Annotated in this window: 11 protein-coding genes and 2 pseudogenes; 4 read left to right on the top strand and 9 right to left on the bottom strand. The window is 67.2% G+C overall.

Annotated elements, in window-relative coordinates:
• Positions 1 to 125 precede the first annotated feature (125 nt).
• Positions 126 to 2,980, bottom strand: a pseudogene (ileS, locus tag SJH88_RS11500) (isoleucine--tRNA ligase).
• Positions 2,981 to 3,082: 102 nt separating this feature from the next.
• The gene (locus SJH88_RS11495; protein ID WP_239222559.1) at positions 3,083 to 4,117 is read right to left on the bottom strand and encodes a bifunctional riboflavin kinase/FAD synthetase; all 1,035 of its coding nucleotides are present in this window, start codon (positions 4,115 to 4,117) and stop codon (positions 3,083 to 3,085) included.
• A 159-nt stretch (positions 4,118 to 4,276) separates the two neighbouring features.
• On the opposite strand from SJH88_RS11495, the gene SJH88_RS11490 reads away from it, so the two are divergent.
• Together SJH88_RS11490 and SJH88_RS11485 are read left to right on the top strand one after the other, a co-directional pair.
• Positions 4,277 to 4,876, top strand: coding sequence for an HNH endonuclease (locus SJH88_RS11490; RefSeq protein WP_042411587.1), 600 nt, complete (start codon positions 4,277 to 4,279; stop codon positions 4,874 to 4,876).
• A 54-nt stretch (positions 4,877 to 4,930) separates the two neighbouring features.
• Positions 4,931 to 5,878 (top strand): bestrophin family protein, encoded by a 948-nt coding sequence (locus SJH88_RS11485; RefSeq protein ID WP_274754553.1) that lies wholly within the window; start codon positions 4,931 to 4,933, stop codon positions 5,876 to 5,878.
• An 86-nt stretch (positions 5,879 to 5,964) separates the two neighbouring features.
• Here the strand turns inward: SJH88_RS11485 and SJH88_RS11480 are convergent.
• The 3 genes and pseudogenes from SJH88_RS11480 to SJH88_RS11470 all read right to left on the bottom strand — a co-directional run bounded on the left by SJH88_RS11480 (position 5,965) and on the right by SJH88_RS11470 (position 9,173).
• Positions 5,965 to 7,082, bottom strand: a pseudogene (locus tag SJH88_RS11480) (acyl-CoA dehydrogenase family protein).
• Positions 7,083 to 7,187: 105 nt separating this feature from the next.
• On the bottom strand, positions 7,188 to 8,369 hold the full coding sequence (locus SJH88_RS11475) for an acyl-CoA dehydrogenase family protein (RefSeq protein ID WP_210930257.1): 1,182 nt from the start codon (positions 8,367 to 8,369) through the stop codon (positions 7,188 to 7,190).
• Positions 8,370 to 8,495: 126 nt separating this feature from the next.
• Positions 8,496 to 9,173: a YceH family protein gene (locus SJH88_RS11470; protein WP_043380268.1), complete on the bottom strand. Its 678-nt coding sequence runs from the start codon at positions 9,171 to 9,173 to the stop codon at positions 8,496 to 8,498.
• 21 nt (positions 9,174 to 9,194) lie between these two features.
• Here SJH88_RS11470 and purN point away from each other — a divergent pair, with 21 nt between their 5' ends.
• Positions 9,195 to 9,776, top strand: coding sequence for a phosphoribosylglycinamide formyltransferase (purN, locus tag SJH88_RS11465; RefSeq protein WP_274754552.1), 582 nt, complete (start codon positions 9,195 to 9,197; stop codon positions 9,774 to 9,776).
• Here the strand turns inward: purN and SJH88_RS11460 are convergent, their stop codons facing one another.
• On the bottom strand, positions 9,777 to 10,415 hold the full coding sequence (locus tag SJH88_RS11460; protein ID WP_274754551.1) for an FMN-binding negative transcriptional regulator: 639 nt from the start codon (positions 10,413 to 10,415) through the stop codon (positions 9,777 to 9,779). It lies immediately after the preceding gene.
• Between the two features lie 25 nt (positions 10,416 to 10,440).
• Positions 10,441 to 10,740 (bottom strand): DUF1653 domain-containing protein, encoded by a 300-nt coding sequence (locus tag SJH88_RS11455; RefSeq protein WP_051519372.1) that lies wholly within the window; start codon positions 10,738 to 10,740, stop codon positions 10,441 to 10,443.
• A gap of 161 nt (positions 10,741 to 10,901) precedes the next feature.
• On the opposite strand from SJH88_RS11455, the gene SJH88_RS11450 reads away from it, so the two are divergent.
• Positions 10,902 to 12,173 carry an RsmB/NOP family class I SAM-dependent RNA methyltransferase gene (locus tag SJH88_RS11450; protein WP_274754550.1) on the top strand — a complete coding sequence of 424 codons (1,272 nt, stop codon included), beginning with the start codon at positions 10,902 to 10,904 and terminating at the stop codon, positions 12,171 to 12,173.
• A 102-nt stretch (positions 12,174 to 12,275) separates the two neighbouring features.
• Here the strand turns inward: SJH88_RS11450 and SJH88_RS11445 are convergent, their stop codons facing one another.
• On the bottom strand, positions 12,276 to 12,605 hold the full coding sequence (locus SJH88_RS11445; RefSeq protein WP_274754549.1) for a DHCW motif cupin fold protein: 330 nt from the start codon (positions 12,603 to 12,605) through the stop codon (positions 12,276 to 12,278).
• Between the two features lie 118 nt (positions 12,606 to 12,723).
• The gene (locus SJH88_RS11440; protein ID WP_274754548.1) at positions 12,724 to 13,221 is read right to left on the bottom strand and encodes a helix-turn-helix domain-containing protein; all 498 of its coding nucleotides are present in this window, start codon (positions 13,219 to 13,221) and stop codon (positions 12,724 to 12,726) included.
• Between the last annotated feature and the right edge of the window lie 154 nt (positions 13,222 to 13,375).

The raw sequence follows: 13,375 nt of genomic DNA, 5'->3' as shown, positions 1-13,375 counted from the left end.
CGAGGTGCTTGAAAATCAATAGCTGTTAGCGTACGTGTTTTCTTGGTTTCACAATGAAAGTCTTGTGAAACCAAGTGAACACCAGCGCGAGGCGCTCTCATTGTTCATGAGAGCGCCTGCGCGCCTCAGGCCTTGCTGCGCGCTTCACCTGCGCCGTGCAGGTTGCTGTCGCAGCGGCCGCAGAGGGTGGGGTGCTCGGGGTTCACGCCCACGTCGTCGCGGTAGTGCCAGCAGCGCTCGCACTTGGCGTGTTCGCTGGCCTTGACGCTGGTGCTCAGTGCCTCGCCGGCGACCGCCTGTGCGGCGGAGGTGATGAAGACGAACTTCAGGTCGTCGCCCAGCGATTGCAGCAGGGCCAGGTCCTCGGGCTCGGCCGTCAGCGTGACTTCGGCCTGCAGCGAAGCGCCCACGGCGCCGGTGGCGCGCACGTCCTCGATGTCCTTGTTCACCACGTCGCGGATCTCGCGCAGGCGCTGCCACTTGGCCAGCAGCGCTTCGTCGCCGGCCGGCAGGTCGGTGAACTTCTCCAGGAAGATGGATTCGCTGGAGCCAAAGATCTTCCAGGCTTCTTCGGCCGTGAACGACAGGAAGGGCGCCATCCAGCGCAGCAGCGCGTGCGTGATCTGGTGCAGCGCGGTCTGGGCCGAGCGGCGGGCCAGGCTCTTGGGCGCGCTGGTGTACAGGCGGTCCTTGAGCACGTCCAGGTAGAAGCCGCCCAGGTCTTCGGAGCAGAACAGCTGGATCTTGGCGACCACGGGGTGGAATTCGTAGACCTTGTAGTGCGCCAGGATGTCCTGCTGCAGCTCGGCCGCACGCGCCAGCGCGTACTGGTCGATCTCCAGCAGGTCCTGGTAGGCGACGCTGTCGGTCGCGGCATCGAAGTCGCTGGTGTTGGCCAGCAGGAAGCGCAGCGTGTTGCGGATGCGGCGGTAGGCGTCCACCACGCGGGCCAGGATCTTGTCGTCGATGCCCAGGTCGCCCGAGTAGTCGGTCGATGCCACCCACAGGCGGATGATTTCCGCGCCCATCTTGCTGGACACGTCCTGCGGGGCCACGGTGTTGCCCAGCGACTTGGACATCTTCTTGCCCTGGCCGTCCACGGTGAAACCGTGGGTCAGCAGGCCGCGATAGGGCGCGCGGCCAAAGATGGCCGAGGCCAGCAGCAGCGAACTGTGGAACCAGCCGCGGTGCTGGTCGTGGCCTTCCAGGTACAGGTCGGCCTCGGGGCCATGGTCGTGGTGGTGCTCGGGGTGGGTGCCGCGCAGCACGTGCCAGAAGGTGGAGCCGGAGTCGAACCAGACTTCCAGGATGTCGGTGCTCTTGGTGTAGTGCTGGGCCTCTTCCGCACCCAAGATTTCCTCAGCGGTCACGCGGCTCCAGGCCTCGATGCCGCCTTGCTCGATCATGGCTGCGGCCTGGTCGATGATTTCCATGGTGCGGGGGTGCAGCGCGCCCGTGTCCACATGCAGGAAGAAGGGGATGGGCACGCCCCACGAACGCTGGCGCGAGATGCACCAGTCGGGACGGCCGGCGATCATGGCGCGCAGGCGGTCCTGGCCGTTCTCGGGGTAGAAGCTGGTCTGCTCAATGGCTTCCAGCGCGATCTGGCGCAGCGTCTTCTCGGGCTTTTGTGCGGGGTCGGTGAACACGCCTTCGCCTTCGTCCATGCGGATGAACCACTGTGCGGCCGCACGGTAGATGACGGGCGTCTTGTGGCGCCAGCAGTGCGGGTAGCTGTGGGTCAGGCCGGTGGTGTCCATCAGGCGGCCCGCGACCTTGAGTGCGTCGAGGATGACGGGCACGGCCTTCCAGATGTGCTGGCCGCCGAACAGCGGCAGATCGGCGGCGTACACGCCGTTGCCGGTCACGGGGTTCAGGATGTCCTTGTAGTCCATGCCGTTGGACACGCAGCTGTTGAAGTCGTCCACGCCATAGGCCGGGGCCGAGTGCACGATACCGGTGCCGTCGTCGGCGGTGGCGTACTCAGCCAGGTACACGGGCGAGATGCGGTCAAAGCCCTTGTCCACGTGCGCCAGCGGGTGCTTGAAGGGCATGTGGTCCAGCGCTTGGCCCTGGGCGGTGGCGAGCACGCGGCCCTCCAGCTTCCAGCGGGCCAGGCATTTCTCGACCAGTGCGGAGGCGACGATCAGCAGGCCGCGCTCGGTGTCCACCAGGCTGTATTCCAGCTCGGGGTTGACGTTCAGCGCCTGGTTGGCGGGGATGGTCCAGGCGGTGGTGGTCCAGATCACCACAAACGCTTCTTTGTTCAGCGCAGGCAGGCCAAAGGCCGCCGCCAGCTTGGCCGGATCGGCCGCGGGGAACATCACGTCCAGCGTCTGCGACTGCTTGTCGGCGTATTCGATCTCGAACTCGGCCAGCGAGGAGGCGCAGTCAAAGCACCAGTACACGGGCTTGAGGCCGCGGTAGACAAAGCCCCGCTCCATCACCTGCTTCAAGGCGCGCAGCTCGGCGGCCTCGTTGGCGTAGTTCATGGTCTTGTAGGGGTGGTCCCAGTCGCCCAGCACGCCCAAGCGCTTGAAGTCCTCCATCTGCTGCGCGATCTGCTCGGTGGCGAAGGCGCGGCTCTTGGCCTGCATCTCGTCGCGTGGCAGGTTGCGGCCGTGCAGCTTTTCGATGGCGTTCTCGATGGGCAGGCCGTGGCAGTCCCAGCCGGGCGCGTACAGCGCGTCATAGCCTTCCAGCTGGCGGCTCTTGACGATCATGTCCTTGAGCACCTTGTTCACGGCGTGGCCGATGTGGATCTTGCCGTTGGCGTAGGGCGGGCCATCGTGCAGGATGAACTTGGGCGCGCCGCGCGGGCCACGCGCAGCTTCTTGTACACGCCTTGCTCGTCCCATTCCTTGGCCCAGGCGGGCTCGCGCTTGGGCAGGTCGCCGCGCATCGGGAAGGGGGTGTCGGGCATGTTCAGCGTGGCGCGGTAGGCGGACGCTTCGGGCTTGTGGGCTTTGGAATCAGACATGGGGGAACCTTGAGGGCGTGCCAGGCTGGCTGCAGCCGGGCGAAAAAAGCAGGGGAAGAGCGCCGGGCGCGATGCCGGCGCCCGAGCTGACGAGAGCGAGCGTCAAATTCGGTCGCGCGTGGTCTGGCGACGGGTTTCGGTATACGTGGCGAAGAACGCGCGCGCGTCGTCGCAGTCCTGGGCGATGCCTGCGGTCAGGGCGGCCAGACTGTCGTATTTGAGCTCGTCGTGCAGTTTGTGCAAAAGTTCCACGCGGATGATTTTACCGTAGGCCCCTTCGCCACCCAGGGCGGCAGGCCAATCCAGGCAGTGCGTCTCCAGCAGCACGCGGCCGCCGTTGACGTCGTTGGGGTCCAGCGAGGGGCGGATGCCCAGGTTGGCTACGCCGCGCAGCGGCTGCGCATCCAGGCCATGCACCAGCACGGCAAAGATGCCGCTGGCGGCCGGTTTCCAGTGGTTGAAGCGCAGGTTCAGCGTGCGAAAGCCGTCGCTGGCGCCGGGCGCCGACTCGGCCAGTTGCCGCCCCAGCTTGCGGCCATGCACCACATGGCCGGAGATGGTGTAGGGGTGGCCCAGCATCTGCGCGGCGGCGGCCATGTCGCCGGCCGCCAGGGCGGCGCGCACCGTGGTGCTGGACACGCGTTCGCCATGCACTTCGTAGCTGTTCATGCGCGCCACGTCAAAGCCCTGCCGCCGCCCGGCGGCATCCAGCATGGCGTAGTCGCCGGCGCGCTGGGCGCCGAAGCGGAAGTCGTCGCCCACCAGGATGTACTGCGCCCCCAGGCCTTGCACCAGCACGTCCTGGATGAAGGCCTCGGGCGACTGGCTGGCCAGCGCCGCGTTGAAGGGCAGCACGACCACCTGGTCGACGCCGCACAGCTTGAGCTGCGAGAGCTTGTCGCGCAGCGTGCCCACGCGCGCCGGGGCCAGCTCGGGCTTTTTGAATTTCTCCGCGAAGAAGTCGCGCGGGTGAGGTTCGAACGTCAGCACGCAGGTGGGGATGCCGCGTTGTGCCGCCTCGGCCGACAGCAGGGCCAGCATGGCCTGGTGGCCGCGGTGCACACCGTCAAAATTGCCAATCGTGACGGCACATTCTGGCGCCAGTCCAGGGTGCTTGAATCCTCGGAAAATTTTCATCTGTCGCTTTGTTTTTTATAGCTGACACGGCCTGCAGCCCCGCGTGGTTGGTGGCTGTTTGTCACCGAAAGCAAGTATATTGCGCTTCAGAAGGACGGCGAAGTTGGCCCGACTGTGGGCGACGGCGGGCGTTCGCAGTGGTCTGCAAGGAGGCTGAACGTGAGAGTCTTGATGCTGTCCGCCCATGGCTTGCCACAGTCATGGCTCACGCTGGAAGAGGCGGTGCTGTACTACGCCGCCGACGATGTGCGCTGGACCCTGGGGCACCCGGTGGCGCTGTTCCGTGGCGGCCACAACGCCGTGACGGGTCTGCAGTCGGTGATCGAAGTGCACAGCATCATCGGCACCCGCGGTGTGCCGCGCATCAACCCGCACGCACTCACCCCGGGACTCACCAACACCAAGCTGTTCGCCCGCGACCGCAATGTCTGCGCCTACTGCGGCAAGCTGTACGACGCCGCGCACCTGACGCGTGAACACATCGTGCCGGTGTGCCAGCAGGGCCGGGACCACTGGATGAATCTGGTCACAGCGTGTAAATCCTGCAACCACCGCAAGGGCCCGCGCACGCCCGAGCAGGCGCGCATGCCGTTGCTGTATGCCCCCTACGTGCCCAGCATCTGGGAGGACTTCATCCTGCGCAACCGGCGCATCCTGGCCGACCAGATGGAATTCCTGCGCATGCACGTGCCCAAGTCCTCGCGGCTGGCGCAGGGCGATGACCATGTGTCCGAGTTTGAAAACTGCACCCAGGCCTGAAAATCGGCCATGGCTTATGGTGAAATCTAGGGTTTACCCTTAATCTGGTTTGCCATGATCGTTCGCGAGCGCCCCACCGGGCTGTCCCTGTTCCTCACCTTGCGGGGGTCGGTGCTGCAGCGCATCCGCTGGAAACTGTGTCTGAACATCCTGCTGGCGGTGCTGGTCACCCTGGCGCATGGCTACCTGTTCGACATCAAGATCACGGTCACGCCCATCCCCTTCACCCTGATCGGCCTGCCGCTGGCCATCTTCCTGGGCTTTCGCAACAACACCGCCTACGACCGCTACTGGGAGGGCCGCAAGCTCTGGGGCGACCTGAACATCCGCGCCCGCACCCTGGCGCGCCAATGCCTGAGCCTGATCGACAGCCCCCAGGAACTGGATGCGCGCAACCGCGACGGCGATGTGCGCGTGCGCATGGTGCACCGGGCGATTGCCCATGCCCACGCCCTGCGCGAGCAACTGCGCGACCATGTGGACGACCGTTCCGTGGAACGCTGGCTGACCGCGGCCGACTGGGAGAAGGTGCGCGGGCTGCCGCTGGCCCACCGCGGCGATGCCATCGTCCAGGCCAATGCCCACGACCTGGCGCAGTGCATCCGTGCCGGGCAGATCGACCCCTGCATGGCCACCAAGCTGGACGAGACCCTGACCCAGATGACCTTCGCCGCCGCCTCGTGCGAGCGCCTGCGGCACACGCCCATGCCGTTTTCCTACACCCTGCTGCTGCACCGCACGGCGCACCTGTACTGCTTCCTGCTGCCCTTCGGCCTGGTGGATGTGACCGGTTTCATGACGCCGTTCGTGGTCACCATCGTGGCCTACACCTTCTTCGGCCTGGATGCCCTGGGCGACGAGCTGGAAGAGCCCTTCGGCACCGACAACAACGACCTGCCGCTGGACGCCCTGTGCCGCGGCATGGAGATGAACCTGCTGCAGCTTCTGGGCGACACCGACATTCCGGCCCCCACCCAGCCAGTGGACTACCGCCTGACCTGAGCCAGCGCCGATGCCACGCGCCACCCGCGCAGACCATAAAAAAAGCCCCGCAGTGTGGGGCTTGTTGACTCGGGGGGGCCGTGCACTCAGTGGTCGACCACGCCGGCGGTGGCCTGCATGCGCGCTGCCACCTCGCCCAGGTGGTGCAGGCTGTCGCCGTAGGTCATCTCCAGCTGGGTCAGTTTCTTGAACTGGTGGCTGACGATGTATTCGTCGGTCACGCCGATGCCGCCGTGCAGCTGCACCGCCTGCTGGCCGACGTAGCGCATGGACTGGCCCAGCTGCACCCGGGCACGGGCGATGGCGCGGCGGCGCTGCTCGGCGGGTTGGTCCAGCTGCAGGCTGGCGTAGTAACTCATGGAGCGGGCCAGCTCCAGCTGCATCTTCATGTCGGCCAGGCGGTGGCGCAGCGCCTGGAAGCTGGCAATCGCCACGCCGAACTGCTTGCGCTGGTTCAGGTAGTCGGCGGTGATGGCCAGCACCTGGTCCATCACGCCCACGGCCTCGGCACAGACCGCGGCGCTGCCCGTGTCCACGGCCAGCTCCAGCGCGGCCAGGCCTTCGGTGGTGACCAGGGTGGCCGGGCTGCGCTCGGCCTCCAGCTCGGCGGCCCGGCTGCCGTCCTGGGTGAGGTAGCCCCGGGTGCGGACACCGGGGGCCGCGCGCTCCAGCAGGAACAGGGCGATTTGGCCGTCCAGCACCGCAGGCACCAGGAAGGCGTCGGCCTGGTCGCCGGCGGGGACTATGCTTTTGTGAGCTGTCAGCGCATATCCATCGGGCGTTAGAGTCGCTTTTGATTCACATTTTTCCAGGTGGTAGCGGGCGCGGCGTTCCTGGTGGGCCAGGACCACCAGGGCCTCGCCCGCGGCCACGCGCGGCAGCCAGTCGGCCTGCACCGCGGCGGGGGCGTACTGGGCCAGGACCTTGGCGGTGATGAAGCTCTGGGCCAGGGGCTCCAGCACCATGCCGCGGCCCATTTCCTCCATCACCACCATGGCGTCCACGGCGCCCAGGCCCAGGCCACCGTGGGCCTCGGGCACGTTGAGGGCGGTCAGGCCCAGCTCGGCCAGGGCGTCCCAGGCCTCGCGGCGAAAGCCGCCGGCGGCCACGGCGCGCGCCGGTGCTCGAAGGTGTAGGCCTTGTCCACCCAGCGGCGGGCGGCATCGCGCAGTTGCTGCTGGTCGTCAGAAAAATCGAAATCCATACCTGTCTCCTGTGGCTGGGCAGCGGGTTGGCGCCGCAGCGCCCAGCGAAGCTCAATCGAAAGCCCCCTGCCGAAGGGGGCGTGAAGCGGTGGCGCCGTGCGGCATCAGCCCAGCAAGGTCTGCGCGACGATGTTGCGCTGCACTTCGTTGGAGCCGCCGTAGATGGTGGTCTTGCGCATGTTGAAATAGGTGCCGGCCAGGGGCGCATTGCCCACGGTGCCGCCGGGGAAGTCACCCTGCCAGCCGGCGTGCATGGCCTCTTCGATGAAGGGCAGGCTGTAGGGGCCGGCGGCCAGCATCATCAGCTCGGCGTAGCGCTGCTGGATTTCGCTGCCCTTGATCTTCAGCAGGCCCGCAATGTCCAGCGGGTTCTTGCCGCTCTTTTCGGCCGACAGCACGCGCAGCACCAGCATTTCCAGCGCCACGATGTCCACCTCTAGCAAGGCGATCTGGTCGCGAAAGCGGCTGTCCTCCCACACGCCTTCTTGCTTGGCGATGCGCTTGAGACGCTCCAGCTCGCGCTTGGAGCGGTTCACGTCGGCGATGTTGGTGCGCTCGTGCGCCAGCAGGTGCTTGGCATAGGTCCAGCCCTTGTTCTCTTCGCCGATCAGCTGGTCGGCGGGCACCTTCACGTTGTCGAAGAAGACCTCGTTGACCTCGCACTCCCCGTCCAGCAGCTTGATCGGGCGCACGGTCACGCCGGGACTCTTCATGTCGATCAGCAGGAAGCTGATGCCGGTCTGGGGCTTGCCCTCGTTGCTGGTGCGCACCAGGTTGAAGATCCAGTCGCCGTGCTGGCCCAGCGTGGTCCAGGTTTTCTGGCCGTTGACCAGGTAGTGGTCGCCGTGGCGCTCGGCGCGCGTCTTCAGGCTGGCCAGGTCGGAGCCGGAGCCCGGCTCGGAATAGCCCTGGCTCCACCAGACCTCGCCGCTGGCAATGCCGGGCAGAAAGCGCTTTTGCTGCTCGGGCGTGCCATAGGCCATGATCACGGGCGCCACCATCACCGGGCCGAAGGGCAGGATGGCCGGCGCGCCGGCGCGAGCCAGCTCCTCGGCGAACAGGTGCTTTTGCACCGCACCCCAGCCGGGGCCGCCAAATTCCTGGGGCCAGCCATAGGCCAGCCAGCCCTTCTTGCCCAGGATCTTGGCCCAGCCCTGGATGTCGTCACGCTCCAGGCGCAGGCCGTTGCGCACCTTGGCGGCCAGGGCGGGGTCGAGGTGCTGATTGATCCAGGCGCGGACTTCTTCGCGGAAGGCCTGTTCTTCGGGCGTGTATGCCAAATCCATGTGGCGGTCTCCTTGGTAAGCCAGGCGGGACCAGGGCCCGCCGTTCACCAAAGAGCTTGCCTGCGACCACCGCGCCCCGGCAACAGGGGGAACGCGCAAAGTTGTCGCGTCGGTGTCTGTGTTCCGCTAAACGGAATCGCCCAATGCCGCGCACAGGCGTTGCACCTGGGCTTCCAGGGCGGCGACGCGCGCTTCTAGTGCTTCCAGGCGCTGCGCCTCGGCGCCTGTAAGCGCTGTGGCGCTGCTGCCACTGCCACTGGCACTGGTGGAGGGCAGGGGCAGCACGGGTGCACCGCACAGCAGGTGGGCCCAGCGCGCCTCGCGCGCGCCCGGGGCCTTGGGCAGCAGCTGTACCAGGGCACCGCCCTTGTCCGCGCTGCGGTCCTGCAGCTCTTCCAGGAAGGCCTCGACCGAGCCGGTGTCGGCAAAGCGGTGCCAGCGCTCGGCATTGGTGCGCAGCTCGGCTGCGGTCTGCGGGCCGCGCAGCATCAGCAGGCCCAGCAGGGCGCTGGCCTGGCTGGGCACACCCAGCACTCGCTCGAAGTTGTGCTCCCAGCGCATGGCGCGCTGGCCGCTGACCTCGATCACCAGGTGGCGGTCGCGCAACGCGTCCAGCGTGGCCAGGATCTCGGCGTCGCTGAGCTGCATCACCGGCTCGCGGCTGGTTTTCTGGTTGCAGCCGCTGGCCAGACTGTTGAGGGTCAGCGGATAGCTGTCCGGAACGGTGCGGGCCTTTTCCATCAAGGTGGCAAGCACACGCGCTTCAGTCGGGGACAGAGGCAGGTTCTGATGGTCGAAGGTCATGGCTGGGATAATTGCGGCGCAATGAAAAACATCGTGATTTTGATCTCGGGCGGCGGGTCCAATATGGCTGCCATTGTGAAGGCGGCCAAGCAGCAGGATTGGGAACGCCGTTATGGCGCCCGCGTGGCCGCCGTGGTCAGCAACAAGGCCGACGCGAAGGGCCTGGTCTTTGCCCGGGAACAGGGGATTGCCACCGAGGTGCTGGATCACCGGGAGTTTGCCAGCCGCGAGGACTTCGACACCGCACTGGCGCAGCGCATCGACCCCTACCAGCCCGCCGTGGTGGTGTTGGCCGGCTTCATGCGCATCCTGACGCCCGGCTTCGTGCAGCATTTCGCCGGCCGCATGGTCAACATCCATCCCTCGCTGCTGCCGGCCTTCACCGGCTTGGACACCCACCAGCGGGCCATCGATGCCGGCTGCAAGTTTGCGGGCTGCACCGTGCATGGCGTGACGGCCGAGCTGGACGTGGGCCCCATCCTGGACCAGGCCGTGGTGCCCGTGCTGCCCGACGACACGGCCGAGACCCTGGCCGCGCGCGTGCTCACGCAGGAGCACATCATCTACCCCCGCGCCGTGGCCGCCTTGCTGCAACAACGCTGATCAATCGCCCTGCATGGCCGCTCCCAGCGCGGGGTGGCCGGCGGCGGCGACCGATGTGGCTGCCGCATGCCGGTCTTCGGCACTGCGGTTCTGGCTGAGCTTGAACTTGGCTTGCAGGCGTGTGATGGCGATTTCAATGCCGACGATGTGCGCGAGCTGCCTTTCCAGGTAGTCGGGCGGGGCATCCTTGATTTTCCAGGCGCCTGCCGCGTGGGGCACAACGCCTTGTGTGCGCGCCTCGTGCGTGCGGGTCAGCTTGCCCACGGCGCCCAGCACCCATTTCCGGTCGTCGTGCAACTGCAGGCGGCCATGCACATGCACCACGCGGTAATTCCAGGTGGGCACCTGCTGGTGCGTCGCGTGCTTGCTGGGATACCAGTTCGGCGAGATGTACGCCTGCTCCGCCTGAAAAATGACAAGCACGTCAACACCATCGTGCAGTTGCTCCAGCAGCGGGTTGGCGCGCGCCACATGGCCGATCAGGCGTGCAGGCGCAGCCTCCGGGGTTTCCAGTTCCCACGGCAGATGGTTGGCGTCCAGACCCCCGGCATGCTGGTGTACCAGCGCACCCAGGGGGTGTTGGCGAATCAGGTCGTAAGCATCGGCGGTGCTGGCCGCGAAATGGGCAGGCAGGTACATGGCAGGCGCGCAAGCAAAACGCCCATCATGCCGCCGGCATGGGGGTGGTGGGGCTGTGCGTCAGGTCCGTGTCAGTGCCAGGCCCGGCGGGCGGCAGCCGGGTGAAGCGCGGCTGGGCCACGCCGTCGATCACCACGGTCTCCTGGAACATGGCCGCCGGGCGCACCCACAGGCCGCGCTCGCCGTACAGGGCGCGGTACAGCGTCAGCGGCTCCAGCGTCTCGCTGTGGCGCACGGTGTCGATCACCTCGTACAGCATGCCCTTGTAGTGGCGGTACAGGCCGGGCGGGGTGGTGATCAGCGGGGGCAGGTGTTCGGAAGCCATGGAGCAATATCAAAAGTGGAGCTGTCAGCACAGGTGGGTATTGGGCTACAGGCCTAAAAAGCCTTGAATCCCTGGGCGCCCAGCCACGCCAGCCCGGATGGTGCCACGCCGCAGCAGCCAGCGCAGCACCGGGATTTGGTGGCAATGGGACAATACGGGCTATGCATCCCAAAGCCCTCCTCGACGCTTGCGCCGAACTGGTCAAGCTGACCCTCCAATTCCAACACCCCGCCGACGCCGTGGTGTCCCGCTATTTCCGCGACCACCGCAACCTGGGGCCGCGCGAGCGCGCCACCCTGGCCGAAACCGCGTACACCGTGCTGCGCAAGAAGACCTTGTTTGAATCGCTGGCCCGCTCGGGCAGCGGCCCCAAGGAGCGCCGCCTCGCCATCCTGGGCTTCCACGCCCCGCGCAATTTCCTCAAGGCCGCGCTGAGCGAGCAGGAAGCCAAGTGGCTGGACCAGTGCGATGCCGTCCGACCCGAAGAGCTGCTGCCCCAGCACCGCCACAACCTGCCGCAGTGGATGGCCGATGCCCTGCAGGCCCAGGTGGGCGACCAGTTCGAGGCCCTGGCCGCCAGCATGCTAGAGCCCGCGCCGCTGGACCTGCGCGTCAACGCCCTGCATGCCAAGCGCGAAGCTGTGCAAAAGGAGCTGGCGGCCGCTGGCATCCAGGCCGTCGCCACGCCGTACTCGCCCTGGGGCCTGCGCGTCGAAGACAAGCCCGCGCTGACCAAGCTGGACGCCTTCAAGGAAGGCCGCCTGGAAGTGCAGGACGAAGGCTCGCAACTGCTGGCCCTGCTGCTGGACGCCAAGCGCGGCGAGATGGTGGTGGACTTCTGCGCCGGTGCCGGTGGCAAGACCCTGGCGATCGGCGCGCAGATGCGCAACACCGGGCGCCTGTACGCCTTCGACGTGTCCGCCCACCGCCTGGAGGCGCTCAAGCCCCGCCTGGCGCGCAGCGGCCTGTCCAACGTGCACCCCGCCGCCCTGGCGCACGAGCGAGACGAGCGCGTCAAGCGCCTGGCCGGCAAGATCGACCGTGTGCTGGTGGATGCGCCCTGCTCGGGCCTGGGCACGCTGCGCCGCAACCCCGATCTGAAGTGGCGGCAGGACGAGCAGGCAGTGCACGAGCTGACCGAAAAGCAGCTGTCCATCCTGACCAGCGCCGCGCGCATGGTGAAGTCGGGCGGCCGTCTGGTCTATGCCACCTGCTCGGTGCTGCCCGAAGAGAACGAACGGATTGCCGAAGCCTTCCAGCAGGCGCACCCCGACTTCGTGCCGCTGGACGCGGGCCAGACCCTGGAGCAGCTGAAGGTGGAACACGCCGCCAGCCTGTGCGCCGGCGGCGAGAGCGGCACGCGCTATGTGCGCTTGTGGCCGCACAGCCACCAGACCGACGGTTTCTTCGCCGCCGCCTGGGAACGCAAGTAAATCCAAATCTGCGCGCGGGGCCGGGCCCCGGCACGGTCCCGCAGGCGCTGGCCCCCACCGGTGAACCCGCGCCGGTCGCCTGGGCTTGGCGCGCCGGCGCCCTCAATCCACGATGAACAGCTTGGCCCCGGTGGTGGTGGACGAGCGGTGCGGTTCCGCATGGTCGGCCACCTGGTAGCTGGTGCCGGGCGTCAGCGTGAAGCGGCGGCCATCCTCCAGCTCGGTGTGCAGCTCGCCCTCCAGGCACAGCAGGATGTGGCCCTTGACGCACCAGTGGTCGGCCACATAGCCCGGGGTGTACTCGACCATGCGCACGCGCAGGTCGCCAAACTGCTGGGTGCGCCAGTAGGCGGTGCCCTGTTCACCCGCGTGCGCGGTGGGCAGGATGCGCGACCAGTCGGTCGTGCCAAAGGGGATGGCGCTGATGTGCATGCCAGAAACTCCGGAAGGCGCCGCGTGCGGCGACGGGGGGGGCAGGCTGCCAGCTTATCGGCCCGGCACCGCCCTGGGCCTAGCCCTTGGGCATGCGGGCCATCGCCTGGGGGCGCACTCAGAGCGGGCGGCCCAGGCGCTTTTCCACCTGCCGCTTTTCCCAGTCCACCCCCAGAAACGGCAGCCAGCCAAAAATGGTGGCGGCATGCGCCAGGATGGCGATGCCCCAGCCCAGGGCGGGCCAGTAGAACCACAGCCGGTGCGGCGTCGTCAGCAGGTTGATGGCGCACAGCGCCGCGATCACCACCACGTACTGCGCCAGATGGAGGTAAAAGCCCTTGAGCTTGCGCACCTCCAGCAGGGCCAGCTGTTCCTGCTGGCTGGCACTGGGCGTGTGGCTGGGGGAGGAGGTCGGGGTCGGGGTGTCGGGCATGGCGGGCTCACTGGACAGGGTGGAAAAGTCGATCTCGAAGACCGACGCCAGTGACTTCAAGGATTCCGTGCTGGCCGCGCTGCCGTTCTCGATGCGCTGGATGGTGCGCACGCTCAGGCCGCTGAGTTCCGCCAGCTGTTGTTGGGACCAGCCGCGTTGCAGCCTAAGTTTCTGTACCTGCATGGGGATTCCTTTTCATCACGTCCTGTGAGCATGCCGGCCCGCCAGGCACAGCGCCACGCCAGCAGGGCGACACGGGCACGACACCGGGGTGACAGCCGGGCTGTCGGCCTGTCAGGTCGCGGGCGCTGCGGGCGCCACAGCGGCATTTGCGGTG

The sequence above is a fragment of the Comamonas sp. GCA5 genome (assembly GCF_036541385.1).
Classification (GTDB): Bacteria; Pseudomonadota; Gammaproteobacteria; order Burkholderiales; family Burkholderiaceae_C; genus Comamonas; species Comamonas aquatica.
Note: the sequence above shows the minus strand (reverse complement) of the source record. Positions and strands in the feature narration are given on the sequence as shown.

Bases quoted from the DNA above. Each gene is read 5' to 3' on its own strand.
- SJH88_RS11495 (WP_239222559.1), bottom strand. From the start codon at position 4,117: ATGAAAATTTTCCGAGGATTCAAGCACCCTGGACTGGCGCCAGAATGT.
- SJH88_RS11445 (WP_274754549.1), bottom strand. From the start codon at position 12,605: ATGCACATCAGCGCCATCCCCTTTGGCACGACCGACTGGTCGCGCATC.
- SJH88_RS11455 (WP_051519372.1), bottom strand. From the start codon at position 10,740: ATGGCTTCCGAACACCTGCCCCCGCTGATCACCACCCCGCCCGGCCTG.
- SJH88_RS11460 (WP_274754551.1), bottom strand. From the start codon at position 10,415: ATGTACCTGCCTGCCCATTTCGCGGCCAGCACCGCCGATGCTTACGAC.
- purN (WP_274754552.1), top strand. From the start codon at position 9,195: ATGAAAAACATCGTGATTTTGATCTCGGGCGGCGGGTCCAATATGGCT.
- SJH88_RS11475 (WP_210930257.1), bottom strand. From the start codon at position 8,369: ATGGATTTGGCATACACGCCCGAAGAACAGGCCTTCCGCGAAGAAGTC.
- SJH88_RS11470 (WP_043380268.1), bottom strand. From the start codon at position 9,173: ATGACCTTCGACCATCAGAACCTGCCTCTGTCCCCGACTGAAGCGCGT.
- SJH88_RS11485 (WP_274754553.1), top strand. From the start codon at position 4,931: ATGATCGTTCGCGAGCGCCCCACCGGGCTGTCCCTGTTCCTCACCTTG.
- SJH88_RS11440 (WP_274754548.1), bottom strand. From the start codon at position 13,221: ATGCAGGTACAGAAACTTAGGCTGCAACGCGGCTGGTCCCAACAACAG.
- SJH88_RS11450 (WP_274754550.1), top strand. From the start codon at position 10,902: ATGCATCCCAAAGCCCTCCTCGACGCTTGCGCCGAACTGGTCAAGCTG.